General features: G+C 71.9%; 20 protein-coding genes and 1 tRNA gene. 13 read left to right on the forward strand and 8 right to left on the reverse strand.

Features of this window, described 5'->3' with window-relative positions; genetic code table 11:
• Window positions 1-95 precede the first annotated feature (95 nt).
• The 3 genes from WFI00_RS14720 to WFI00_RS14730 are packed head-to-tail and all read left to right on the forward strand — an operon-like array spanning window position 96 to window position 2,086.
• Window positions 96-788: a phosphocholine cytidylyltransferase family protein gene (locus WFI00_RS14720; RefSeq protein WP_336632178.1), complete on the forward strand. Its 693-nt coding sequence runs from the start codon at window positions 96-98 to the stop codon at window positions 786-788.
• 45 nt (window positions 789-833) lie between these two features.
• Window positions 834-1,805, forward strand: a complete 972-nt coding sequence (locus tag WFI00_RS14725) for a hypothetical protein (RefSeq protein WP_336632177.1) — start codon at window positions 834-836, stop codon at window positions 1,803-1,805.
• A gap of 38 nt (window positions 1,806-1,843) precedes the next feature.
• A complete protein-coding gene (locus WFI00_RS14730) occupies window positions 1,844-2,086 on the forward strand; it encodes a hypothetical protein (protein WP_336632176.1) in 243 nt (80 codons plus the stop codon).
• Window positions 2,087-2,118: 32 nt separating this feature from the next.
• On the opposite strand, the gene WFI00_RS14735 is transcribed toward WFI00_RS14730, so the two are convergent.
• Window positions 2,119-3,387, reverse strand: coding sequence for a CDP-glycerol glycerophosphotransferase family protein (locus WFI00_RS14735; protein ID WP_336632175.1), 1,269 nt, complete (start codon window positions 3,385-3,387; stop codon window positions 2,119-2,121).
• 174 nt (window positions 3,388-3,561) lie between these two features.
• Here WFI00_RS14735 and WFI00_RS14740 point away from each other — a divergent pair, with 174 nt between their 5' ends.
• Window positions 3,562-4,650 carry a glycosyltransferase family 2 protein gene (locus WFI00_RS14740; RefSeq protein WP_336632174.1) on the forward strand — a complete coding sequence of 363 codons (1,089 nt, stop codon included), beginning with the start codon at window positions 3,562-3,564 and terminating at the stop codon, window positions 4,648-4,650.
• Window positions 4,651-4,659: 9 nt separating this feature from the next.
• Here the strand turns inward: WFI00_RS14740 and WFI00_RS14745 are convergent, their stop codons facing one another.
• The 3 genes from WFI00_RS14745 to WFI00_RS14755 form a co-directional block, all read right to left on the reverse strand.
• Window positions 4,660-6,156 carry a CDP-glycerol glycerophosphotransferase family protein gene (locus tag WFI00_RS14745; protein ID WP_336632173.1) on the reverse strand — a complete coding sequence of 499 codons (1,497 nt, stop codon included), beginning with the start codon at window positions 6,154-6,156 and terminating at the stop codon, window positions 4,660-4,662.
• Window positions 6,153-7,436: a CDP-glycerol glycerophosphotransferase family protein gene (locus WFI00_RS14750; protein ID WP_336632172.1), complete on the reverse strand. Its 1,284-nt coding sequence runs from the start codon at window positions 7,434-7,436 to the stop codon at window positions 6,153-6,155. Before WFI00_RS14750 ends, WFI00_RS14745 begins: the two co-directional genes overlap by 4 nt.
• Window positions 7,437-7,498: 62 nt before the next feature.
• A complete protein-coding gene (locus WFI00_RS14755; protein WP_336632171.1) occupies window positions 7,499-9,055 on the reverse strand; it encodes a S1C family serine protease in 1,557 nt (518 codons plus the stop codon).
• A 113-nt stretch (window positions 9,056-9,168) separates the two neighbouring features.
• Here WFI00_RS14755 and WFI00_RS14760 point away from each other — a divergent pair, with 113 nt between their 5' ends.
• Complete coding sequence (locus WFI00_RS14760) at window positions 9,169-10,374, forward strand: aminotransferase class I/II-fold pyridoxal phosphate-dependent enzyme (RefSeq protein ID WP_336632170.1); 1,206 nt, start codon at window positions 9,169-9,171, stop codon at window positions 10,372-10,374.
• A gap of 47 nt (window positions 10,375-10,421) precedes the next feature.
• Here the strand turns inward: WFI00_RS14760 and WFI00_RS14765 are convergent, their stop codons facing one another.
• On the reverse strand, window positions 10,422-11,285 hold the full coding sequence (locus WFI00_RS14765; protein ID WP_336632169.1) for a carbon-nitrogen hydrolase family protein: 864 nt from the start codon (window positions 11,283-11,285) through the stop codon (window positions 10,422-10,424).
• A gap of 81 nt (window positions 11,286-11,366) precedes the next feature.
• On the opposite strand from WFI00_RS14765, the gene WFI00_RS14770 reads away from it, so the two are divergent.
• Window positions 11,367-11,440: transfer RNA gene (locus WFI00_RS14770), tRNA-Met, on the forward strand.
• Window positions 11,441-11,519: 79 nt separating this feature from the next.
• On the opposite strand, the gene WFI00_RS14775 is transcribed toward WFI00_RS14770, so the two are convergent.
• Entirely contained in the window at window positions 11,520-11,987 is a 468-nt protein-coding gene (locus WFI00_RS14775) for a MarR family winged helix-turn-helix transcriptional regulator (protein WP_336632168.1), read from the reverse strand.
• A gap of 73 nt (window positions 11,988-12,060) precedes the next feature.
• Here WFI00_RS14775 and idi point away from each other — a divergent pair, with 73 nt between their 5' ends.
• Genes idi through WFI00_RS14810 form a run of 7 tightly spaced genes read left to right on the forward strand, consistent with a single transcriptional unit; the run spans window position 12,061 to window position 17,682 of the window.
• The gene (gene idi / locus WFI00_RS14780) at window positions 12,061-12,621 is read left to right on the forward strand and encodes an isopentenyl-diphosphate Delta-isomerase (protein WP_336632167.1); all 561 of its coding nucleotides are present in this window, start codon (window positions 12,061-12,063) and stop codon (window positions 12,619-12,621) included.
• Window positions 12,618-13,712 carry a polyprenyl synthetase family protein gene (locus WFI00_RS14785; RefSeq protein ID WP_336632166.1) on the forward strand — a complete coding sequence of 365 codons (1,095 nt, stop codon included), beginning with the start codon at window positions 12,618-12,620 and terminating at the stop codon, window positions 13,710-13,712. The genes idi and WFI00_RS14785 overlap by 4 nt, the downstream gene beginning before the upstream one ends.
• On the forward strand, window positions 13,709-14,572 hold the full coding sequence (locus WFI00_RS14790) for a phytoene/squalene synthase family protein (RefSeq protein WP_336632165.1): 864 nt from the start codon (window positions 13,709-13,711) through the stop codon (window positions 14,570-14,572). The genes WFI00_RS14785 and WFI00_RS14790 overlap by 4 nt, the downstream gene beginning before the upstream one ends.
• Window positions 14,569-16,122 (forward strand): phytoene desaturase family protein, encoded by a 1,554-nt coding sequence (gene crtI / locus WFI00_RS14795; protein WP_336632164.1) that lies wholly within the window; start codon window positions 14,569-14,571, stop codon window positions 16,120-16,122. The genes WFI00_RS14790 and crtI overlap by 4 nt, the downstream gene beginning before the upstream one ends.
• Before the next feature lie 2 nt (window positions 16,123-16,124).
• Complete coding sequence (locus WFI00_RS14800) at window positions 16,125-16,475, forward strand: lycopene cyclase domain-containing protein (protein ID WP_336632207.1); 351 nt, start codon at window positions 16,125-16,127, stop codon at window positions 16,473-16,475.
• Complete coding sequence (locus tag WFI00_RS14805) at window positions 16,472-16,795, forward strand: lycopene cyclase domain-containing protein (protein WP_336632163.1); 324 nt, start codon at window positions 16,472-16,474, stop codon at window positions 16,793-16,795. The genes WFI00_RS14800 and WFI00_RS14805 overlap by 4 nt, the downstream gene beginning before the upstream one ends.
• On the forward strand, window positions 16,792-17,682 hold the full coding sequence (locus WFI00_RS14810; protein ID WP_336632162.1) for a prenyltransferase: 891 nt from the start codon (window positions 16,792-16,794) through the stop codon (window positions 17,680-17,682). The genes WFI00_RS14805 and WFI00_RS14810 overlap by 4 nt, the downstream gene beginning before the upstream one ends.
• Window positions 17,683-17,713: 31 nt before the next feature.
• Here the strand turns inward: WFI00_RS14810 and WFI00_RS14815 are convergent, their stop codons facing one another.
• Together WFI00_RS14815 and WFI00_RS14820 are read right to left on the reverse strand one after the other, a co-directional pair.
• Window positions 17,714-20,614, reverse strand: coding sequence for a UPF0182 family membrane protein (locus tag WFI00_RS14815; protein ID WP_336632161.1), 2,901 nt, complete (start codon window positions 20,612-20,614; stop codon window positions 17,714-17,716).
• 85 nt (window positions 20,615-20,699) lie between these two features.
• Window positions 20,700-21,818 carry a YlbL family protein gene (locus WFI00_RS14820; RefSeq protein WP_336632160.1) on the reverse strand — a complete coding sequence of 373 codons (1,119 nt, stop codon included), beginning with the start codon at window positions 21,816-21,818 and terminating at the stop codon, window positions 20,700-20,702.
• Between the last annotated feature and the right edge of the window lie 79 nt (window positions 21,819-21,897).

Raw genomic sequence — 21,897 nt, forward strand, 5'->3', positions numbered from 1 at the left:
CTCCTGCCAGACGAGTTCGATAGCATGGCTGACGGCACGTCGGAGTGTCCACCCGCTGAACAGCCGGTGAACAACACCTCCAGGAGTACCCCACCATGACCTTGCAGACCGTGATCCTCGCCGCGGGGATGGGTTCGCGCCTCGGCCGCAGCCTTCCCAAGCCCCTCACCGAGCTGAGCGACGGCCGTACCATCATGCGCCAGCAGCACGACAACATCCGCGCCGCGTTCGGCGACGACGCGCGCATCACCACGGTCGTCGGCTACCGCGCCGAGACGGTGATCGAGGCGTTCCCGCACGTCGACTACGTCCACAACGACCGCTACGACCAGACGAACACCTCCAAGAGCCTCCTGCGCGCCCTCACCGCCACCGGCCGCGGCGGAGTGCTCTGGATGAACGGCGACGTCGTCTTCGATCCGCGCGTGCTCGGGCGGGCGATCGACCCGATCCGCCGCGACCAGTCCTTCGTCACCGTGAACACCGCGAAGGTGAGCGACGAAGAGGTGAAGTACACCGTGACCGCCGAGGGATACATCAAGGAGCTCTCGAAGACGGTGCGGGGCGGAATCGGTGAGGCCGTCGGCATCAACTACGTCTCCAGCCGCGACAAGCGCGCCCTCATCACCCAGCTCGGACGCGTCGGCGACCAGGACTACTTCGAGCGCGGACTCGAGCTCGCGATCGCGCAGAACGGGATGCTGCTCGAACCGCTCGACATCTCCGACCTGTACGCGGTCGAAGTCGACTTCGCCGAGGACCTCGAGCGCGCCAACCAGTTCGTCTGAGTCCACAGCGGCCGCTCAGGGGGGGTCCATAGGATCGTCCCCGTCATGGCAAAGGTCCACCGCATCCACTCGATGCCGGACGACTCCCCGTGGGCGGGCGGGCTCCCGCCGGAGGGGTCTCCGGAGCATCCGCACGCCATCCGCGCCCTCGACGGTGTGCTGCGCGTGCAACGGCCCGTCGTCGTCGCGCACCTGCGCAGCATCCGCCTGCGCCACCCCGACGCCACCACGGCGCAGATCGTGCGCATGCTGGAGCGCCGCTACCTCGCCGCGGTGACCACCGGCGGCGCCGCCGTGGGCGCCACGGCGGTGATCCCGGGCATCGGCACGGGCGTGACGCTCGCCCTCTCCGGTGTGGAGACGGTCGGCTTCCTCGACGCGACGGCGCTGTTCGCGCAGTCGCTCGCGGAGCTGCACGGCATCCCGATCGAGAACCCGGACCGGGCGCGCGCACTCGTACTGACCCTCATGCTCGGTCAGGAGGGCGTCGATCTCGTCGCTCAGCTCACGCGTCAGGTCTCCGGCAAGGGCGGACCGAGATCCGCGTACTGGGGCGAACTGATCACGAAGTCCCTCCCCCGAGCCGCGGTCGGGCCCCTCGTCGACCGGCTCAAGGGCGCGTTCGTGCGTCAGTTCGCCGCCAAGGGAGGCGCCTCCGTCCTCGGAAAGGCACTGCCGTTCGGCATCGGCGCAGCCGTCGGCGGCACGGGGAACCATCTGCTCGGCCGTCGTGTCGTCGTCGGCTCGCGCCGAGCCTTCGGCGTCGTGCCGGCTCGGTATCCGGAAGAGCTCGAGCCCCGCCCCGGTGCCGCGCGGCTCGAGCACGCCGCGCTCGGAAGCGTGCGACGCGTGGGATCGGCGCTGGGAGCCGGCGGCCGCAAGATCACGGAGGCCGTGGGAACGGCCGTCGTCACGACGAGCGGACGCGTACGCCGCGGTCGCGAGGCGATCCCCGAGGCGGACGCGGCGATCGACGACGCTGCCCCCGCCACCGACGACGAGACCACGCACGCCTGATCGTCGTGCGCATGCCCTAAGGCGCGCACAATAGGACGATGGGAATCTTCCAGAGCCGCCCCGAGGACCCGACCGAGTGGGCAGGTCTGCCCGCAGAGCCGTGGCAGCCGCGCACACCCGGCGAGGTTCTCCCGCCCGCGGCCCCGGTGGACGTGCTCGCGTTCCTCGACGGCGGGGTCGGCATCTCGGTGGAGGTCATGCCGCCCACGGCGGAGAACACCGATGACGCCGCTGCCTCCGGCGGGCAGACGTCCGACGGACAGGCCCCCGACGGCGCGTGAGCGACGGCGCCCGCGAGCGGCGCCCGGTGGACTCAGCCCTCGTCGAGCTCGGCGGCCTCGGGCATCCCGCCCTCGTCCGACGATCGGGAGTGCCAGTCCTCCCAGCGCTGCATGAGCGTGGCGATCGCCGTCTCGAACCGGGCGGTCGCAGCTCCCGGCGCGGTGTCGCCGAAGTAATGTCGCACCCAGCCGTCCAGCCGTCTCACGGCGTCCGGATCGGCCAGCACGCGCTCCGCCTCATCGAGCACGCGAGGTGCCGCGTCCGCGCTCAGCCACTCCGCATCGGACAGGTAGCCGCGCGTGTCCAGGACCGCCTCGGGATCCGTGGGACGCGTGACGAGCAACGGCCTGTCGGCCGCGAGCCTGTCGTAGACCATCGCGGAGACGTCCACGATCGCGACATCGGCCGCGGACAGCTGCCAGCCGACCTCGGGCGCCGCGTCGTACACGTGCCGCGCCCCGGCATCGGCGGCGTTCGCCGCCGCGATCGCCGCGATGATGCGGGCGTTCGCGGCGCCGTACGCCGCGTCCACGACCCCCGAGCGGGGGTGCGGTCGGTAGATCAGCCGATGGCGGGGAGACGCGAGCACCGCGGCGACGAGCGCCTCGCCGTGCGTCCGGACGGAGCCGTAGTGGGCGGACGGGCGGTCGCCCTCCCACGTCGGTGCGTAGAGGACGACGACGCGTTCGTCGGGGGTGTACGGCAGCTCACCCGAGTAGTGGTCGGCCTGGGGACGTCCGATCTCGATCGTCCGGTCCTCGACGTCGTAGTCCCAGAGCACACGGCCCAGGCGCTCACGGGCCGCGTCGCCCGCGACGAGGGCGTAGTCGTAGGCCTTGAACTGGTTGGTGGTCATGTACATCTTGTCGGACTCGCCGTGGTTGATGAACACGTGCCACCGGCGGCCGTACCGGAACATCTGGAAGTTCCGTGTGTTCTGGTTCACGTACAGGACGACGCGGAGGTCCTGCGTGCCGAGGTAGTCCTCGAGATCGCGCACCGTCGGCACGAAGGCGACCGGCAGCGCGCCGTCGGACAGCAGCGCGCGAGCGCCCGATGCGTTCCGGGCGAGCACGACGACCGGCCACCGGCGGGCCAGGCCCGCCAGCGGGCGGTACCACTGGCGGATCTGGTACATGTTGACGTCGCCGTCCGCGAAGTACACGGCGACGCGGAAATGCTGCGACGGGTGACGGGGCGCCCGTGCGATCCGGGCGCGCACGTCCCGTGCCGCGAACCGCGCGCGCACCGCCCTGCAGACGAGGTCCGCCGCGCCGCGCGCATCTGAGATCCATCCCACCCGTTCAGCCTAACGAGCCTCCCCCTCCTCCCCCTCCGGCGTCCACCCCGCCCCGCTCCGGCATCCACCCCACCCCGCGAGACCGCGCAGATGTGCGCTGTCGGCGCCCGCAGCGTGGCATATGCGCGGTCTCGCGGACGGAGGGGCGGCGGGCGGGCGTGACATGATCGACGGATGCACGAAGGCCAGCCGACGCGGGACGCCCCGGTGCCGCCGCCCGGATCGGGCGTGAGCTTCGTGATGCCCGTTCTCAACGAGGAGCGCTATCTCGAAGCCGCCGTCGCGAGCGTCACGAGCCAAGACGTCGACGGTCCGACGGAGCTCATCCTGGCGCTCGGCCCCTCCACCGACGGCACGGATGCCATCGCGCGGCGACTCGCCGACGAGGACGACCGGGTGCGGCTGATCGCGAACCCGGCCGCCGACATCCCGGTCGGCCTCAACCTCGCGGTCGCGGCGGCCCGGTATCCCACGATCGTGCGCGTCGACGCGCATTCCGCCCTCGAGCCGGGGTACACGCGGCGGGCCCTGGCGACCCTCGCCCGCGTGCGGGCCGCCAACGTCGGCGGCGTCATGCGTGCGGAAGGGCGCACGCCGTTCCAGCGGGCCGCGGCGCGCGCCTACAACTCCCGCGTCGGGCTCGGCGGCGGCGCCTACCACTTCGGCGGCGCCGAGGGGCCGGCGGAGTCCGCGTACCTCGGCGTGATCCGTCGCGCCGTGCTCGACGAGGTCGGCGGCTTCGACGAGAGCCTGCGCCGCGGCGAGGACTGGGAGCTCAACCTGCGCGTCCGACGCGCCGGCTACCGCGTCTGGTTCGATCCGGCCCTCGCCGTCGCGTACTGGCCCCGCGAGAACTGGATGCGACTGGTACGCCAGTTCCGCTCCACCGGCGCGTGGCGGGGCGAGCTCGTCCGGCGGCACGGACGGCGTAACTCGGTGCGCTTCTTCGCTCCCCCCGCGCTCGTGGTCGCGATGGTGGTCGCGCTCGTCGTCGCCGTGCTGCAGCTGACGGGACTGCTCGCGGGCGTCTGGTCCGTGGTCGCCTCCGTGGTCTACCTGCCCGTCGCGGCCTACGTCGCCCTCGTCCTCGCGCATGCCCTCGGCCGCAGCGCGGGACCGGGTGTGCGCGAGCGGGCGTGGGCCGTCGCCGTCCTCCCCGCCATGCATCTGGCCTGGGGCACGGGGTTCATCGGCGGCTTCGCACTCGGCGCCCGGGAGGACATCGACACCTCTCGGCTCGATCGGAACACCCCGCTCCCGTGACCTGCGCCCTCACGCCCTGTCGACGAACCGCTGGTCGAGGATGCGGGCGACCACCCGCGCGGCCGCACCGCCGTCGTCGCGCGGGTTGAACCGGGCCCGCCACGCGTCGTAGCGTCCCGAGAACTCCACGGGGACACCCGGCTCGGACAGTGCGGCGGTGAGGTCCTCCTGCGTCGTGACGAGAGGCCCGGGCGCGTGCGTCGGCAGGTCGAAGTAGAAGCCGCGGAGATCCTCCCGGTAGTGCGCGAGATCCGGGGTGAAGAAGACGATCGGCTTGCCGGTCGCGGTGAAGTCGAACATCACCGACGAGTAGTCGGTCACGAGCACGTCCGCCGCAACGAGCAGCTCGGACACGTCGGGGAAGGCGGTCACGTCGACGACGCGGGCGCCGACCGTGTCCGATCCGGGCAGCAGCGTGCGCGAGTGCCCGCGCACGAGGACGACCGCGCCGGTGTCGCGGGCGAGCCGTTCCAGGTCCAGGAAGTCGACGATCTCCTCCCGGTCGTCCCGCCACGTCGGCGCGTACAGGACGACCCGCTCGTCGGCACCGACCCCCAGCGCGGCCCGCACGGCGGCGCCGTCTCCCGTGATGAGGACGTCGTTGCGGGGATAGCCCTCGACCCAGATGGGGCCGCGCAGGAAGGCATAGGCCTTACGGAGGATGCGCTCGCCGTAGCCGTTCTGCGCGAGCAGCACCGTCCAGCGGCGGCTCTCGCGGAACACCGCCAGCATGCGGCGCGGGTCGACACCCGGACGGTGCAGGGCGAGCCGCTTGAGGGGCGTCCCGTGCCACGTCTGCAGGACGACCTGGCCGCGACGGCGCGCGTACCGCCGTCTCAGCCAGTCGTTGACGACGAGGAGCCGCGCCGCGCCGCGTGCCCGCCACCACTCGGGGCTGCCCTCCACCACCGGCACGGCGCCCGGCGGGACCGCCACGGAGAGGTCGACGACGCTCCAGTACCGCGTGACGCCCGGCGCCAGACGCGCGAGCTCGCGGTCGATCGCGCGCGGATTGCAGCTCGCGTTCCGGCCGTAGAAGCTCTCGAAGAAGACCGCGTTCTCCAGCGGGTCCCGGCGCATCGCGTAGCGGCGCTCGAGGGCGTCCTGACCCTCGCCCGACGCGTACGCCGGATCGATCGGCGGACCCACGGTGACCACGCCCTCCTCCAGCGACACCCGCATCGTGGGCGCGATCGTCACGGGCATCCGCGCGTCCACAGGGATGTCCCGGCCGCCCGGAGCCGTCAGCGAGAGCGCGTACCGCCCGCTCGGCAGCGGACGTGCGGGCCCGCCCCACCGCGCCGCGTGGAGGTCGAGGCGGCACTCCCAGCCGCCGCCCGTCCCGGCGCGCTCGGCGGGAGAGACGACACCGTCGACGCGGGCACGGCGGCCGATGAGCGCGACCGCGTGCGGCGGCTCCCCCGGGCCGGCGAGGACGAGGACGGACGCGCCCTCCCCGTCGGTGTCGATACGGGCGTCGGTCTCGATACGGGCGTCGAGCGTCATCGGGTCTCCTGCCGCATCGGTGAGGGGGTGTCGCGCGCGTCCCCGAGCATCCGACGCACCGCACGGTACACCCGTTCCGCGTTCCGGCCGTCGTGGTGCACGTGCATCCGCTCGCCGAGCAGCCGGGACCGCTCGACACGCGCACCGCGGACGCGCTCGTCGGTGAGGACCTCGCGCAGCTGCGCGTGCAGTGCCGTCCAGTCGGACGCGGGGTCGTCCCCCGCGACGTCCGCGTACGTCCCGTAGAAACCGCGGCTGCGCGCGTAGGCGGCCAGGTCGGGGGCGAGGAAGAGCGTCGGCAGCGGGACCAGCCCGGCGTCGAAGGCGAGCGACGAGTAGTCCGTCACCAGGACGTCCAGGCCGGGAAGCAGCGGCGTGACGTCGGCCACGACGTCGGCGCCGAGCGCCCGCACCCGAGCGCTCGTCGGCACGGCGTCGCCGCCGCCCAGGTGGTGGGATCGCAGCAGCAGCACCGCATCGGTCTCCGCCAGGAGGTCCTCGATCGCCGCGCGCTCGACGTCCGAGGGCGCAGCCGGATCCGGCGCGCCGTCGCGCCACGTGGGCGCGTACAGGACGAGGGAGGTGTCGGGGCCGATCCCCTCCAGCAGGTCCGTCAGTGCAGCGCGGGCCCGGACGCGGCGCTGCGTCGCAGACCCCGCGGACAGAACGTCGGTCCGGGGTTCGCCGACGACGGGCACGCGTTCCGTCGGCAGGCCGAACGCCGACTCCAGACGACCGCGCACGACCTCCGACGCCGCGGGCACGAGGCGGATGCGCGACTGCGTGCGGCGGTACAGGCCGCGCACCAGCCGGGACCCCAGGCGGGGGGCGAAGGGGAACGGACTCGCGGAGGTCACCTCGGCATCCAGACCGATCCGCTTGAGCGGGATGCCGTGCCACAGCTGGACGATCACGCCCCCGGTGGCGGCGTAGCGGTTCACATCGCCGAACCCGTGGGTCACCACCACGACCGCTGCGCGGGCGGTCCACCAGAACCCCCGGAGCGAGTTCTTCGGCGCGGACCGGATGCCCCGGCGCGCCGCGTCGGCGGCGTCGCGATCACCGGCGGTCAGCCAGACCACGTCCTCGCCGTGCGCGAGCGCGACCCGCAGGAGGGCCTCCGCGCCGTCCGCGACGCCGACGGCCGAGCCGAAAACCCACAGGGGACGGCTCGCGTCACGGGTCCGGCCGATCGCGAGCGTCGCCGCGCGCCCCAGCAGGTAGAGCGGGATGCGCAACAGCTTCCCGGCGTTGCCGGCGTCGAACGAGAAGGACGCCACCCCGCGAGCCTATCGCGGGGTGGCGTCCCAGACCGTGCGGCGACCGCCGCCGGTCGCCCTCGCTACTGCGTGAGTGTCCCCAGTGTGACCTCCGTCGACGAAGTCGCCCCGTCGCGGACATAGACGAGCTTGGCGGTGCTCCCGCCCGCCAGGGCGCGCACCTGCGCGGTGAGATCGGTCGCGTCGGTGATCGGCACGCCGTTGAAGGAGGTGACGACATCACCCTTCTTGAGGCCGGCGTTCGCGGCGGCACCGCCACCGGTGACCTCGCTGATGAACGCTCCGGCCGTCGTCGCTCCCTGCTGCGCCGCGGCGTCACCGACCATCGCACCGAGGAGGCCGTGCGTCGCCTTCCCGTTCGCGATGATGTCGTCGGTGACGCGCTTGACGATGTCGGACGGGATCGAGAAGCCCACGCCGATCGAGCCGGACTGGCCCGACGACCCCGAGCCCCCGGCCGAGGCGATCGCGACGTTGATGCCGATCAGCTTGCCGTCGCCGTTCACGAGCGCGCCGCCCGAGTTGCCCGGGTTGATCGCGGCGTCCGTCTGGATGACCGCGATGGAGATCGAGCTCTTCGGGCTCTGCTGCTGGCCCTGTCCGAAGTCGAACTGGAACGGCGAGTCGTTCTGCCCCGGCTGCGGGGTGCGATCCTGCGCATCGCCTTCGGGCGCCGCCGACGAGGCGATCTGGATCGACCGGTTGAGGGCGCTGACGATGCCCGTGGTGACCGTGTTCGACAGGCCGAGCGGGGCTCCGACGGCGACCGTCTGGTCGCCGACGTTGAGCTTCGAGGAGTCCGCGAACTGGATCGGCGTGAGGCCCGACGCGTCGGTCAGCTTGATGACCGCGAGGTCGTAGGTCGGGTCCGTGCCGACGATGGTGGCGCCATAGACCTTGCCGTCGGAGGTCGTGACCGTGAGCTTCGCGTCGGCGGTCGCGCCGTCCAGCGTGACCACGTGGGTGTTCGTGACGACGTAGCCATCCGCGGTGAGCACGACGCCCGATCCGGTGCCGCCGGAGGATCCGCCCGACGCCGAGATCGTCACGACCGACGGCACGACCTTCGCGGCGATCGCGGTGGTCTGGGTGACCGAGTCGGTGTTGTTCACGGTCACGGTGGAGGGACCGCTGGTGACGACCGTCTGCGACTGCGGGAAGAACGAGGCGCCGGCGGCGCTCATCCCGAGACCCGCCGCCCCGCCCACGAGCGCCGCCGCGACCATGATCCCGACGACCTTCCCGGCGCCGACGCGGCCCGCGCCGCCCGTGCCGACGGGCGCGGGCGCCGCGTGCACTCCGGAGGCGCCCGCTGCCGGCACGCCCGCCGACGGGTACGGAGTCGTCGGATAGTGCGCGCCGGGCGCGCCGAGCGCACCGGGCGCCTGCGGGGTCTGCGCGGACGGCGCGTGGGGCGCGCCCGGAGCCGTGTACGGCTGCTGCGCGGCGTACTCGCCGTAGGCGGGCGCGGGCCGCGCCTCCGGCGGCGTCGACGACTGGGCGCCGGACGGGGCCTGCGCCGTGGCCGCGTCGGCGGCGTTCTGTGCCGGCAGCGGCGGACGCTGCGCGTCGTCGCGCTCCGGCTGCGGTTCGTTCGAGTTCGGCGTGGTGTCGCTCATGGTGTTCCCTTCCCAAGACACCTTCAGCATGACCGCGGATCCTGTGCGTTGCTTATGGCGGCGCCTCGACCCGCCTATGCGTGTGTTCTGGATGAGCCTGTAGCGTGTGACGGATGCGAGAGATCCCCGGCGCGTGGCGCCGCGCAGCATCCGGCGCCGGCCTTCTCGGACCGGGCGGCGTACCGGCTCCGACGATCTTCGCGGAGATGTCGATGCTCGCGGCGAGGACCGGAGCCATCAACCTCGGACAGGGCTTCCCCGACGAGGACGGCCCCGCCGAGGTGCTCGACGCGGCCCGCGCCGCCATCGCCGCCGGGGCGAACCAGTATGCGCCCGGTCGCGGCGTGCCCGTGCTCCTCGATGCGGTCGCCGCGCACCGCCGGCGCTTCTCCGGGATCGAGCTCGATCCCGGGCGGGAGGTCCTGATCACCGCGGGCGCCACGGAGGCGCTGGCCGCGACCCTCCTCGCCCTCATCGCGTCGCCGGAGGACGAGGTCGTCGTCTTCGAGCCGTTCTACGACTCGTACGCCGCCTGCGTGGCCCTGGCCGGCGCCCGGCTGGTGCCCGTGCCGCTGCGCTTCCCCGACTTCCAGCCCGATCTGGACGCCCTCGCCCGCGCGGTCACCGACCGGACCCGGATCATCCTGGTGAACGACCCGCACAATCCGACCGGAGCCGTGTTCTCGGCGGAGGCCCGCGCCGAGATCGTGCGTCTGGCGGAGCGGCACGACGCGATCATCGTCACCGACGAGGTGTACGAGCACCTGGTCTTCGAGGGCGCCCACGTCCCCGTGGCGACGCTGCCGGGCGCGGCGGAGCGGACCCTGTCGATCTCCTCGGCCGGCAAGACGTTCTCCACCACCGGCTGGAAGATCGGCTGGATCACGGGGCCGGCCGACCTCATCGATGCCGTCCTGGCCGTCAAGCAGTTCCTCACCTACACGAACGGCACGCCTTTCCAGTCTGCGGTGGCGGTCGGTCTCGGCCTCGGCGACGACTACTTCTCCGGCATCGCGGCGACCCTGCGCGCCAAGCGCGACCTGCTCGGCGAGGGACTGCGCGCGGCGGGGTTCGCCGTGTCGGTCGCGGCGGGCTCCTACTTCACGGTGGCGGATGCGGCCGCGTTCCTGGCGGGCGGAGAGGACGCGGCGGACTTCTGCCGGGCCCTTCCCGAGCGCGCCGGGGTGGTCGCCATCCCCCTCACCGCCTTCGTCACCCCCGGCCATCGGGATCGCTACGCGAGCCTCGTCCGCTTCGCCGCGTGCAAGCGGACCGAGGTGATCCTCGAGGCGTCCGACCGCCTGCGCTCCCTCGCCTGAGCCGCCCGCCGCACATTCGCGCGGTCTCGCGCATCGGGAGCTCGGGGTCAGCGGGGGACGACGCGGAACCGGCGCAGGGCGAGCGCGGGGTTGACGGTCCGGACCCGCTGCACGACGGCGGCCTCGACGAAGCCGACCGCGACGTCCGTCGCGACGCCGACGCCCGCGATCTCCACCCCCTGCGGGTCCACGATCACCGATGATCCGACGCCGATCGGCGGCGGGTGGTCGGCTCCGGCGACGTAGAGGGTGTTCTCGATGGCGCGGGCGTGCAGCAGCGTGCGCCAGTGCTGCTCCTTCAGCGGACCGCGCACCCATTCCGCGGCCGTCAGCACGACGTGGGCGCCCGCATCGGCGAGTGTGCGCGCCACCTCGGGGAAGCGCAGGTCGTAGCAGGTCATCAGCGCGAATCGGATGCCTCCCACCTCGAACGTCTGCGGCTCGGCGATCTCCCCCGGCTCGATCCAGTCCGACTCGCGCTGCCCGAACGCGTCGTAGAGGTGCAGCTTGCCGTTGGTGGCGAGGATGCGCTCGCCGTCGACCGCGACGACGGTGTTCCGGACGCGCTCGTCCTCGCCGCGCTCGACGAGGCCCGCCACGACCACGACTCCGGCGCGCCCGGCGATCTCGCGCAGCCCGCGCGTGAACGGCCCGTCGAGCTCCTCGGCGTGGGCCCGGAGCGAGTCGTCCATCGGATCGACGAAGTAGCTCGCGTACTCGGGGAACAGCACGACGGCCGCTCCGCGCGCCGCGGCTCGGTCAGTGAGCTCCGCGATCGCCTCGAGGTTCGCGGCCGTGTCCGCCGTCGGCGCGAACTGTGCGACGGCGACCCCGACGGCACCCGTCTCCGAGGTCTCGACGGCTGTCCGATCGGCCGGTGCACCGCCCCCGCCGCTGTCGCCCGTCGTCATGCGTTCATCCTCCCCCGCGGGCACGGATCGCTGCAACGTGCACGGACCACTCCGAATCCGTGCTAGAGTCATTTCTTGTGCCGCGGGGTGGAGCAGCTCGGTAGCTCGCTGGGCTCATAACCCAGAGGTCGCAGGTTCAAATCCTGTCCCCGCAACAAAGGAAAGGCCCTCTGACTGGAGATATCCAGATCAGGGGGCCTTTCGCCTGTCCGGACCACGCGTCGTCCGGGTGGGTCACTCCTGGAGGGCGAGCCCCATCTCGCCGAAGAACCTCGTGATGGATCCGAGCTCATCGTCGCTGAACGAATCCATCGCCGCGCGCATCCGGGTCATCCGCTGGGCGAAATGGCGGAAGAACTCCGCACGAGCGGCGTCGGTGATCACGACGATCCGCGCGCGGCGATCGTGCGGATGCGGTCGGCGCTCGACATGGCCGCTCTCGGTCAACCTGTCCAGGAGCTTCGTCGTCGACGCCGTCGAGATGCCGAGGTGGACGGCGATGTCGTGCGGTGAGACCCACTCGCCGCGCTGCTCGCGCACGATCACCATGCGCAACGCCGCCAGATCGCTCGCGTTCATCTCCATCTCGCCGCGGATGCCCGTGTGCATGCGATCCATGGCGTCGCTGAAGGCCCGCATCGCGGTCAGCGTCGACAGCACGATCTCTTCCCGCGGGGTCTGCGGGACCCATCTCTCGGTCACGGTGGACACCTCCGACATCCCCAGGTAGTATCTCAGGACATTGCTAGTTTAGCTAGCAAAAAGGAGGAAGAACGTGGCTGCCAGCGAGACCGCCATCGATACCGTCGTCCTCGTGGACGAGGAGGGGAACGAGATCGGGACGGCCCCGAAGTCGAGCGTGCACGGCAGCGACACCGCGCTCCACCTCGCCTTCTCCTGTCATGTCTACAACAGTGCGGGGCAGACGCTCGTCACGCGCCGGGCACTGGACAAGAAGACCTGGCCCGGCGTCTGGAGCAACTCGTTCTGCGGCCACCCCCGGCCGGCCGAGCCGGTCGTCGCCGCCGTCCACCGACACGCCGCGCACGAGCTCGGTCTCGCCCTGCGCGATGTGGAGCTTGCTCTCCCCCTGTTCCGGTACCGCGCCGTCGACGCGAGCGGGATCGTCGAGCACGAGCTGTGCCCGGTGTACACCGCGTACGTGGACGACGAGCCCCGCCTGAACCCGCGCGAGGTCGTCGAGGCGCTGTGGGTCGACCCCGCCGACCTGGCGACCTCCCTGCGCGCCACGCCCTGGGCCTTCAGCCCCTGGCTCGTCCTGCAGGCGGAGCAGATGCACGTCTTCGCCGGGGCCGCGACGGGATCGCCGCGATGATCTCGGTCGACGACGCGGACAGAACCGGCATCGACGAGGCGATCGCCGCGTCGATGGATCGTCTGGGACGACGCGCGGGACGACTCGGCGACGGTGCGATCGCCCTGGCGGATGCGGCGGCGGCCGCGGGCGCCGACGGCAAGCGCGCGCGCCCCCGGATGGTCGTGGCCGCTTTCCGGGCTCTCACGGAGCCGGGAGCCGCGCGCGAGGACGCACAGGCTCTCCCGCGCGCGACCGACGCCGCCGTCTGGCAGGTCGCCGCCGCCTTCGAGATCCTGCACACGGCCTTCGTCGTGCACGACGACCTGATCGATCGCGACCTGGAGCGACGGGGTATCCCGAACGTGGCGGGTCGCTTCCGCACCCGCGCCCTCGCCTTCGGTGCGCGGCCCGAGGATGCCACGCTCGTCGCCGACGCCGCCGCAGTCCTGGCGGGAGACCTCCTCCTGTTCGAGGCCAGTCGACTGATCGCGGCCGCCGACGTGGATGCGGGCGTCCGCACGGCGCTGTTCGACATCCTCGACGACGCCATCCTCGTCTCGGCGGCCGGAGAGCTCGCCGACGTCGAGAACGCCGCCCGCACCGACGTGCCGGAGACGGACGAGCTGCTCGGCGTCGCCCACGACAAGACCGCCGCCTACTCGTTCGAGGCCCCGCTGCTGGCCGGCGCCGCTCTCGCCCACGCCCCTCTCGACGTCCGCACGCACCTCGCCGCCGCGGCGACCGACCTCGGCCTCGCGTTCCAGCTCGTGGACGACCTCATCGGTACCTTCGGCACTCGGGGGCAGGCCGGACGCGATCCCGGCGCCGACCTGCGCGAGGCCAAGCGGACGCCGCTCATCGGTCTCGCGCGCCGTCGGCAGACCTGGCCGCAGGTGCGTTCCGCCCTCGCGCTGGCCCACACCGGTCCCGTCGCCGTGCGGCGCGCTCAGCGCGAGCTGGAGGCCAGCGGAGCGCGCGACGACGTGGAGGTGCTCGTCCGCGAGGCTCTCGGACGCGCGCGATCGCGCGCCGCCTCCCCCGAGCTTCCCGCACCCGCCGGCGCGCTGCTGCTGCGCATCGCGACGGTCATCGAGGAGCGGATCCCATGACCGCGACGCCCCCGACGCTCTACGACCGGTGCGCGCAGGATGCCGCCGCGACGGTCATCGCACGGTACTCGACATCTTTCGCCCTGGCGTGCCGCCTCCTCGGGCCGCGCGTGCGCGGCCACGTCCGCAACGTGTACGCGCTCGTGCGGATCGCGGACGAGATCGTCGACGGCGCCGCCGCCGCCGCGGGTGTGCCCGCCTCCACGCAGCGGCTCCTGCTCGACGAGCTCGAGGCGGAGACCCTGACAGCCCTCGCACGCGGGTTCAGCACGAACCTGGTCGTGCACGCCTTCGCCCTCGCCGCCCGCGAGTGCGGCATCCGCGCCGAGCTGGTCCGCCCCTTCTTCGCATCCATGCGCACCGACCTCACCCGGACCGCGCACGACGCCGCCTCGCACGACGCCTATGTGTACGGGTCGGCCGAGGTCGTGGGGCTCATGTGCCTTCAGGTCTTCGTCAATGCGGGTCGCTCCGAGCCCATCGAGCCCTCGGCCGACCTGGTCGAGGGCGCGAGACGGCTGGGCGCCGCGTTCCAGGACGTCAACTTCCTCCGTGACCGCATCGACGACCGGGGGCGCCTCGGGCGCGACTACCTCGGCATCGACGACACGGATGCCGCCACGCGTGACGAGGTGCTCGCCCGCATCGATCGCGACCTGGACGTGGCCGCGGCGACGATCCCGAGCCTGCCCGCGGACTGTCGCCGGGCCGTCACCACCGCGCACGGGCTGTTCGCCGAGCTCGCCCTCAGGCTCCGCGACAGAACCGAGGAGGTCCGGGTGTCGGTGCCGAACGCCGTGAAGGCGACCATCGCCGCACGGGCGTTCGCGGGGCTGCCGCCCCGGAGGCTGGAATCGTGAGCGGCAGCGCAGCCGTCGTCGGCGGCGGTATCGCCGGGCTCGCGACGGCAGCACTCCTCGCCCGCGACGGATGGGACGTCACGCTCTTCGAGGCCCGGGCGGACCTGGGCGGTCGGGCGGGATCGTGGGAGCGCGATGGATTCCGGTTCGACACCGGTCCCAGCTGGTACCTCATGCCCGAGGTCTTCGAGCACTTCTTCCGCCTGATGGGAACCAGCGCCGCCGAGCAGCTGGACCTCGCCCCCCTGACGCCCGCCTATCGGGTCTACCCCGAGCCCGAGGGAGCGGGCCCCGGGAGCCCCGTCGACGTCGTCTCCGGCCGCGAGAACGCCCGCGCGCTCTTCGAGGCCCGCGAGGCCGGGGCCGGAGCGCGACTCGACGCGTACCTGGACTCCGCGTCCGAGGCGTACGACCTGGCCGTGTCGCGCTTCCTCTACGACACGTACGCCTCGTCCGAGGGGCTGCGCGACCCCGCCGTCCTGCGCCGCGCGCCGCGACTGGCATCCCTCCTGACCCGTTCTCTCGAGCGTCACGTCGCTCACTCCTTCGACGACGACGTCCTGCGCCAGATCCTCGGCTACCCGGCCGTCTTCCTCGGGGCCTCGCCGTCGACGGCTCCCGCTCTGTATCACCTGATGAGCCGCCTCGACCTGGACGACGGCGTCCTGTACCCGCGGGGCGGCTTCAGCGAGCTGATCGCCGCCGTCGCCCGCCTCGCGACGGAGGCCGGGGCGACGATCCGCACCTCCGCCCCCGTCGAACGCATCCTCGTGACGGAGGGCCGCGCTCACGGCGTCCGCCTCGCCGACGGATCGGAGCACGCCGCCGACGTCGTGGTCTCGACCGCCGACCTCCATCACACCGAGACGCGCCTGCTCGGCGACGGCGAGCGGTCCTACCGCCCGCGCTGGTGGGCCCGGCGCAACCCGGGACCGGGGGCGCTGCTGCTCCTCCTGGGCGTCGACGGACCCCTCCCGCAGCTCGCCCACCACACGCTCCTGTTCGCCCGGGACTGGACCCGGAACTTCGACGACATCTTCGGACGCGACACGCGGATCCCCGACCCCGCGTCGGTGTACGTCTGCCGGCCGTCCGCGACCGACGACTCGGTCGCCCCTCCGGGCCACGAGAACCTGTTCGTCCTCGTCCCGATGCCCGCCGACCCCTCGCTCGGGCACGGCGGCGTCGACGGCCGGGGCGATCCGCGCATCGAGGCGGCCGCCGACCGGGTCATCGACCAGATCGCGACGTGGACCGGCATCCCCGATCTGGCCTCGCGCATCCGGGTCCGACGCACGATCGCCCCCGCCGACTTCGAGGCCGACCTCGGTGCCTTCCGCGGGGGCGCGCTCGGACTCGCCCACACCCTCGGGCAGAGCGCGCTGTTCCGCCCCAAGAACGTGTCCCGCCGCGTCGATCGGCTGATGTACGCCGGCACCTCGGTGCTCCCCGGGATCGGGCTGCCGATGTGCCTGATCTCCGCCGAGCTCGTCGTCAAGCGTCTGCGCGGCGACCGGAGCGCGGCTCCCCTACCCGAACCGGCGCGGTGACGATGGCCGGCCTGTACCTCCTGGCGCTCCTGGTCTCCTTCGGCGGGATGCTCCTCCTCGACGCCCGCCACCGGCTGGCGTTCTGGGCCGCTCCCGTCCCCACCGCGCTGGCGGTCCTCGCCGGGACCCTGTTCTTCGTGCTCTGGGACGCCGCGGGCATCGCGGCCGGCGTCTTCGTCCGCGGCGGCAGTCCGCTGCTGCTCGGTATCGACCTCTTCCCGCACCTGCCGCTCGAGGAGCCGGTCTTCCTCGCCTTCCTGTGCCACCTGGCCCTCGTCGTGCACGCCGCGATCCGCCGGCGCGCGGCCGCGCGGAGGACACCGCGAGGGGAAGCCCCGGGAGCGCTCCGATGACCTACGCCCTGCTGACCCTCCCGTTCCTCCTGCTGGCGGCGATCGTGACGTGCGCGTCGGCGACGCGGCCCGGTTTCGGCGCCCGACTGCGTGCCTCGGTGTGGACGGCACTCGTCCTGGTGGCGCTCACCGCCGTCTTCGACAACGCGATGATCGCCGCCGACCTGTTCACCTACCCCGATCACCTCATCAGCGGCGTGCGGATCGGACTCGCCCCGATCGAGGACTTCTCCTACCCGATCGCCGCCGCCTTCCTGCTGCCCGCCCTGCGAAGCCTGTTCTCGCCGCGCGTGGAGGACCCCGCCGGGGGCGAGGCATGACGGCGTCGGCCGGGCGATCCGGAGGGGTCGTCCGTCAGCTCCTGCTGGCGTCGCGCCCCGTGAGCTGGATCAACACCGCCTATCCGTTCGCCGCGGCGTACCTCGTCACGACGCGGGAGATCGACGTCCTCCTCGTGATCGGCACGCTGTTCTTCCTGGTGCCCTACAACCTCGCGATGTACGGGATCAACGACGTCTTCGACTACGAATCGGATCTGCGCAATCCGCGCAAGGGCGGCGCCCACGGGGCGGTCCTCGACCGGCGCTTCCACCGGATCACGCTGTGGGCGGCGGCGCTGTCGTGCGCCCCGTTCGTCGTCGTCCTCGTCGCGGCGGGGTCGCCGCCGTCGTGGGCCGTGCTCGCCCTGAGCCTCTTCTTCGTGGTGTTCTACTCCGCGCCGCCGCTGCGGTTGAAGGAGCGTCCCGTCGCCGACTCGGTGACCAGCAGCATCCACTTCTTCTCGCCCGCCGTGTACGGGCTGGTCCTCGCGGACGCCGTCTGGACGCCGGGCCTCGTCGCCGTCGTCGCCGCGTTCGCCCTGTGGGGCGTCGCGTCGCACGCGTTCGGAGCGGTGCAGGACGTCGTCGCCGACCGCGAGGCGGGGATCGGATCGATCGCCACGGCCTTCGGCGCCGCGCGCACGGTGCGGATCGCCGCAGGAGCGTACGCGCTCGCCGGTCTCATCATGCTCGCCACCGCATGGCCGGGCCCCCTCGGCGCACTTCTCGCGCTCCCCTACCTCGCGACGGTGTGGCCGTACCGCTCGGTGGCCGACGCCGCGGCGACGCAGGCCACGCGGGGATGGGACCGCTTCCTCTGGCTCAACCAGTTCACCGGCTTCGCCGTCACGCTCATGCTGATCGGGTGGTGGCTGCTCACGTCGTGAGCGACCACCACCCGATCGAGGGCGCGGGCTCCTACTGACCCGACGAGCTGGCCGCGAGCAGCTGCTGCACGGCGGCGGTGAGGCGCGCGTCCGCCTCGGCGAACTTGGTGAGGTCCCCGGCCTTCAGCGCGGCGTCGCGGTCCGACATGGCCTGCTGGGCGTCCTTCAGAGCCGCCTCGAACGCGATGTCGGTCGACCCGCCCGTTCCCGCGTCCGGGCTGCCGGACGGGCTCGGCCCGGGCGTCGGGGCGATGGTCTTGTCGCCGGTGTTGGCGCCCGAGCTGCCGCCGAACAGGGTGTCGAGGGCGTCCTGCAGGGTGTCCTCGAACGCGACCTTGTCGCCGAACGCGACCAGGACCTTCCTCAGGGTGGGCAGCTTGGTGCCGCTGGAGGCCTGCACGAACACGGGCTGCACGTAGAGCAGACCGCCGCCGACGGGGAGGGTCAGCAGGTTGCCGTTCAGCACCTCGGACTGGCCCTGCTTGAGCAGGTTGAGCTGCTGGGAGATCGTCTCGTTCGAGTTGAACGTGTTCTGCACCTGACCGGGGCCGGGCACGCTCACCTCGGCGTTGATCTGCAGCATGCGCAGCTTGCCGTAGTCGGGTGCCTTCTCGCCCGTGGTCGACCCTGCGTCCGAGTCGACGGCGAGGTAGCCCATCAGGACGTTGCGCGCGCCGTCTCCCTCGGAGGCGGGGATGAACGACGTGAACATCGAGAACGTCGGCGAGCTCTGGCCGGGCATCTTCATCGTGAGGTAGTACGGCGGCTGCAGCACGTCGTTGTTGGACACCGGGTCGTTCGGGGTCTTCCACGCGTTGTCGCGCGCGTAGAACGACGCCGCGTCGTCGACGTGGTACGTGCCGAGCATCGCGCGCTGGACCTTGAACAGATCGGTCGGGTACCGCACGTGGCTCATGAGCTCGCCGCTCATCTCCGACACCGGCTTGAGCGTCGACGGGTAGACCTTCTGCCATGCCTGCAGCAGCGGGTCGGTGTCGTCCCAGGCGTACAGCGTGACCTTGCCGTCGTACGCGTCGACGGTGGCCTTGACCGAGTTGCGCACATAGTTGACGTCGTCGAGGGCGACCCGGGGCGTCTTGTTCGTGGTGTCGCTGATCGCGTCGCGCAGGCTCACGATCTCGGAGTACGGGTAGTTGGCGCTGAGCGTGTACCCGTCGACGACCCAGACGATGCGCCCGTCGACCACGGTGGGGTACGGGTCGTTGTCGAGCTCGAGGTAGGGCGCGACCTTCTGCACGCGGTCGACCGGGTTGCGGTCGTAAAGGATCTGCGAGTTCGCGTTGATCGCGTCGGAGAGCAGGATGTCGGTCGACTGGAACTTCAGCGAGTAGATCAGCCGGTTGAAGAGGTCGCCGACCTTCGGGCCGCCGTCACCGGTGAAGGTCGTCTTGGTCTGCGCCGCCCCGTCGGTGCCGCGCGGGTAGTCCAGCTCGATGTCCGTGCCGCCCTCGGGGCCGCCGACGATCGAGTAGGTCGGGGAGGACTCGCCGAAGTAGACGCGCGGCTCGTACTTCGTCGTGTCGGTCAGCTCGCCCGCCGTCGGGATGCCGCGCTCGAGGAAGACCGGGTTGCCGTCGCTCGTGCGCTCGTTGCCCTTCGCGACGACGAGGCCGTAGCCGTGCGTGTACACGAGGGTCGTGTTGTACCACGAGGCGGCGTCGCCGAGCTGGCCGAGGTTGAGGTCGCGGACGGAGACGACCGTGTCCTGCGACTTCCCGTCGATCTGGTAGCGGTCGACGTCGAGCGGGTCGGTGAACTGGTAGTACGAGCGGTACTGCTCGAGCTGCCGCACCGTCGGGGAGATGATCGCCGGGTCCATGATGCGGATCGACGCCGTCGTGTCGGCATCGGCACGCAGCTGGCCGGGCTCCGCGTCTGTGACCGCCTTGAAGTCGGTCTTGTCGAGCCCGTCGATGCCGTAGGCGGTCTTCGTCGCGTCGATGTTCCGCTGGTAATAGGGGCTCTCGAGCGTCTCCTGGTTCGGGCGCACCTGGATGTTGGTGAGCACCCACGGGTAGGCGATGCCCACGACGAGGGACGAGACGATGAGCAGGCCGGTACCGATGAGGGGGAAGCGCCAGCGTCCGATCACCGCGGTCACGAAGAAGAGCAGCGCGACGATGATGGCCGCGATCGCGATGATCGTGAGCCCGGGGATCACGGCGTGGTCGTCGACGTAGCTCGCGCCCGTGATGCGCTCGCCCTGCTGGGTGAGCGTCTTGTAGCGATCGAGCCAGATGCTCGCCGCCTGCACGAGCAGGTAGAGACCGGCGACGACCGCGAGCTGGATGCGGGCGGCCTTCGAGATCCGCAGCTCGCGCTGCCCCACGCGCACCGAGCCGTAGAGGTAGGACACGAGCACCGTGACGGCCAGGCAGACCAGCAGCACCGCCGAGGCGAAGCCGAGCACCGCCGAGAAGAACGGCACGGAGAAGAGGTAGAAGCCGACGTCCATCTGGAACTGCGGGTCCGCCGTGCCCGTGTCGACGCGGTTCGCCCAGAGCCAGACGGTCTCCCACTGCGCCGCCGCGGCGAACCCCGCGAAGAAGCCGAAGAAGACGGGGATGCCCCACATGCCCAGGCGTCGCAGCGGCTCGACGACCTCCTGGTAGTGGTCGAGCTGGGAGCTCAGACGCGCATAGACCGGGCGCAGACGATACGCCAGCTGGATCGCCGCGAACACGGGGATCGCCATCGCGAGGAACCCGGTGACGAACATGACGACCCGGGCCGTCCACTGCGTCAGGAGAACCCCGGAGAAGCCGAGCTGGTCGTACCAGAGCCAGTCCGCGAACAGCGTCGCGAAGACGAAGAAGCCCACGACGACGGCCGCGATGACGGCGAGGGTGATGCCGATCGCGCGGCGGATGGGACTGGGCGTGGCCTGGTTCGGCGCTGAGGTCGTGGTCACCCCTCCATCCTAGGCGGGGGTGTCGGGCCCCGATCCCGGACAGGGGCGGCCCGCCCTCAGGTACCGGCAGATTCCCAGCCGGCGCTCACCCGCAGGTGGGGAGTGCGTCCAGATCGCCGCCCTCGCGGATCGCCGTCAGCGCGGTCAGCGCGTCCGTCAGGGTGTGGACGGAGAAGACGCGCAGACCGGCGGGCACGTGCCCCACGACCTCGTCGCAGTTGTCGGCGGGCGCGAGGAACCAGGTGGCGCCCGCGCCCACCGCGCCGAACATCTTCTGCCGGATGCCGCCGATGGGCCCGACGGTTCCGGCGGAGTCGATCGTGCCGGTTCCGGCGACGTTCTGACCGCCGTTGAGCTCGCCGTCGCTCAGCGTGTCGATGATGCCGAGCGCGAACATCATGCCGGCGCTCGGGCCGCCGACGTTGTCGAGCTGGATCGTGACGTCGATCGGGAAGTCGTAGTCGTGCAGCGTCGTGACCCCGATGAGCCACACCGTCGTGCCGTCCACGGTGCGCGACGTGGGCGTCACCGTCTCCGTGAGGGTCTGGCCCGCGCGCTCGACCGTGAGCTCGACGGGCGCCCCGCCCCCGGCGTTGATGATGCGGCGCAGCTGGTCGGTGTCGGTGACGGGAGTCCCGTCGGCGGCGCGCAGGATGTCGTCCTTCTGCAGGATCCCCTTCGCGGCGGAGTCGTCGGTGAGCGAGTAGACCCGCACCATCGGCTTCACGTCGTAGCCGAGCGTCGTCAGCGCGGCGGCGGTCGCCTCCTTCTGCGAGTCGACCATCATCACGGCGCTCTCCTGGTTGCGCTGCTCGGTCGTCTGGCCCGCGGGGAAGACCTGGTCGATCGGGATGACGGCCTTCGCCGGGTCGAACCAGGCCAGGGCGAGCTCGAACCAGGACGGCGTCCGCTCCCGCGAGCCCACGACCTGCACCGTGAGCAGATCGAGGGCGCCCGACGTCGGGTAGGTCTGCGCGCCGTCCACGGAGATGAGGGGCACCTCGGCGCCGTCGGTCCCCGGGACCGAGCCGAGCGTGTTGAAGACGGGTCCGGGCTGCTGGATCACGAACGACGTGGGCAGCACGGTGAGGGCGAGCAGGCTGAACAGCGCGACCGTGAGCGCCCAGATGCCGATCGTCGTGGAGCGGGCCCTCCGCCGGCGGGGCGCGGGAACGATCGTCGTGCCCTCGTCGAACAGTGCCACAACAGCCCTTTCCGGCCGGTCGTTCGCGATCGGCGTACAGACGACTCCTTCACCGCGGGCACGTGACGCGCCGCGGCGG

It is taken from the genome of Microbacterium sp. MMO-56 (assembly GCF_037146215.1).
Lineage (GTDB): Bacteria > Actinomycetota > Actinomycetes > Actinomycetales > Microbacteriaceae > Microbacterium.